Here is a 2,831-nt window from a genome sequence, read left to right as displayed (position 1 = left end):
ACAGCATAGTGACAGCATAGTGACAGCATAGTGACAGCATAGTGACAGCATAGTGACAGCATAGTGACAGCATAGTTCGTAGCATATGACTTTTGTAATGGCAATGAACACATTAGGTAAATTATAAAGATAATTATTCAATTAGGCATATTTGTAAAATATAGGGAATCATGTTTAAAACACTATCACTCAAAAACAAACTAGCATTTTCAGCTAGTATAGCAATCATCTTAGGTGGTGCATTAGTTGAAGGTTTATCGTTTCTCGATTCACTTACGCGACTAAACTATGAGGTAAATCAACGCCTTGAAAGTACAAGTGCATCCTACAATCAATACGTGAAAGATTGGCTACTTTCAAAAGAGCGTGCGATAACCTCGTTACCATCAGAAATAGAGCAGTCCTCCGTTATTACGCATCTAAAACAAGTCCGTGATGCCGGTTCTTTCGATAATGTATTCCTTGCCCTCCCTGATGGTTCTCAACATAACGCGAATCAAATAACCTTACCGCAAGGGAATAACGATCCCCGTAAATGGGGCTGGTATATTAATGCAATAGCGAATCCATCTAAAGTGTTTATGGATAATCCAACCATTGCATCAGCCACTGGACAATATGTTGTCTCACTAGGCAAAGCCGTGCAATTACACGGACAAAATAGCGTGATAGGCGCAGACATCGAAATTGTCGATATTCTCAATAGCCTCAAACAAGTTATTTTGCCCGGTGAAGGCTATATGTTCATTAGCAATGCTCAGGGCAATATATTTACTCATAATGACAATAAGCGACTCAACCAACCAGTAAGCTCGCTAGGATTGCACAATGATGACATCAGCTCAGCCGTAAAATCAGGCCATACCACAGACATCAAGATCAATGGTAAAGACTTCGTCGTTTATGCACGAGAAATACAAGGCACACCTCTAACAACGGTCATTGTGCTTGATCATGATTCACTTGTAGCACCACTGTATGGCGCACTATGGGGACAACTATTCGCGACCGCTGTTGTCGTCATAATGTGTGTCACACTTTTTAGCCTACTTTGTAATATCCTATTCCGCCCGTTACTGAACGTTTCCACTGCGCTGTCGCAAATAGCCAATGGAAGCGGAGATTTGACACAACGAATCAAAGTTGAAAGCCAAGATGAAGTTGGAAAACTAGCTGAAAACTTCAACCAATTTGTTGCAACCCTACAAGAACTGATTGGTCACATTCGCTATCAAGCCGAAGAATTGAATACACAGGCCGAACAGAGTATCAATCGAGCCAATCAGTCAGTTGAGGAGCTCAACTTACAGCAGCAAGAAATCACCTTGGTTGCCACAGCTGTAACTGAAATGGCTTCGGCAACTCAAGAGATAGCCTCCCATGCGGAACAAACGGCAAAGGTTGCTCAAGACTCGTCTGCCAGTACGCAAAATGGCTATACACTGGTCATTAATACTAAGCAGTCCATCAACAACTTATCTTCCGAAGTGAACGAAGCCAGTAACGTCATTAAAGCGCTAAACCAACACGCACAAGACATTAATACCGTACTTTCAACTATCCGCTCTATTGCAGAGCAAACCAATCTGCTGGCTCTGAATGCAGCCATTGAAGCTGCTCGTGCCGGTGAACAAGGTCGAGGCTTTGCAGTTGTCGCTGATGAAGTCCGAGTACTATCTCAACGTACACATGCATCCACAGAAGAAATCAAAGCTACAATTGAAACACTGCAAAACACCACACAACTTGCGGTTGAATTGATGGCACGTAGTTCTGAACTCGCCGATGGCTCTGTTGAAGATGCCGACCGCGCCTCACAAGCCCTAGACGAAATCACATCAGCTGTTGCAATGATAAGTGATATGGCGGCACAAATTGCTACTGCAGCAGAAGAGCAAAGCCATGTAACCAATGAAATTACACAGAATGTAACTTCTATTAAGGACGTGACGGATCAGTTAGTCGCTGATGCTGAAGAATCCATGACCCAATCAGCCACGCTGCAATACCAAGCTGAAAGCCTTAACGCAAAGGTTGCCACATTTAAAGTAGTTTGATTCCAAAATCCTTAATACAATAATCAATAAGCCCTATATTCTATAGGGCTTATTTTTATCTAGGGTTCGACTTCGTTTAATAAATCGATCTTTTAATGATTTAGCTGTTCTAATCGTTATACTCGTTTAGTATCACATTTATAAATGTTTAAACTCTTCAACTAACCCATCAACAACAATTGAAACGCAACTAATTTCCGAGGCCACGTTGAAGGACTATAAAATAAACTCGTATCACTTTCGATAAATGCTTATGAACAATTGGGATAGCATCTGTCGCTAAATAGCTGCGTGGAATACCGCTACTCTTTTGCCAGTCCATGTTTGCCGACGGGGAATGGGCTGGCGGTTTCCATAAAAAGTCGTACCGTTTTCAGCAATTGCCACATTGAACGGCACTGATGATTGCGCGTTATCGTGTCATGAAGCGCCTGCCATAATCGTTCAACATGATTCACCCATGGCGAGTAAACGGGCTGATAAATGATCCTGAATTTTGGATTCTGCTTCTGCCAGCGCTGCGTTTCCCGGCTTTTGTGAATAATGTAGTTGTCCACGATGAGTGTGATGGTTTTAGCCCGTCGATACATCGCCTTCAGATGCTTTAACAGGCTGATAAATAAAACCGAGCTTTTACTGTTTCCACCCACATAGCTGATTTTACCTGTACCACTGTGCAACGCCCCTGCCAGATAATATTGAATCGCCACCAATTTCCTAGACACCTTTCAGTTAGATAAACTAACGCAAAGAGAGGTGCCTATGAGCGGTAAA

1 protein-coding gene and 1 pseudogene are annotated in these 2,831 nt (G+C 42.4%); one reads left to right on the top strand and one right to left on the bottom strand.

Annotated features, from left to right (window positions below):
• The first annotated feature begins 170 nt into the window (after nt 1-170).
• The gene (locus L975_RS16960; RefSeq protein WP_047709408.1) at nt 171-2,057 is read left to right on the top strand and encodes a methyl-accepting chemotaxis protein; all 1,887 of its coding nucleotides are present in this window, start codon (nt 171-173) and stop codon (nt 2,055-2,057) included.
• A 302-nt stretch (nt 2,058-2,359) separates the two neighbouring features.
• Here the strand turns inward: L975_RS16960 and L975_RS16955 are convergent.
• Nucleotides 2,360-2,758 (bottom strand): annotated as a pseudogene (locus L975_RS16955) (IS630 family transposase); the annotation flags it as partial.
• Nucleotides 2,759-2,831 lie beyond the last annotated feature (73 nt).

This window comes from Plesiomonas sp. ZOR0011 (assembly GCF_000800945.1).
Lineage (GTDB): Bacteria > Pseudomonadota > Gammaproteobacteria > Enterobacterales > CAMTGL01 > Plesiomonas > Plesiomonas shigelloides.
This window is presented reverse-complemented; position numbering and strand designations above follow the sequence as displayed.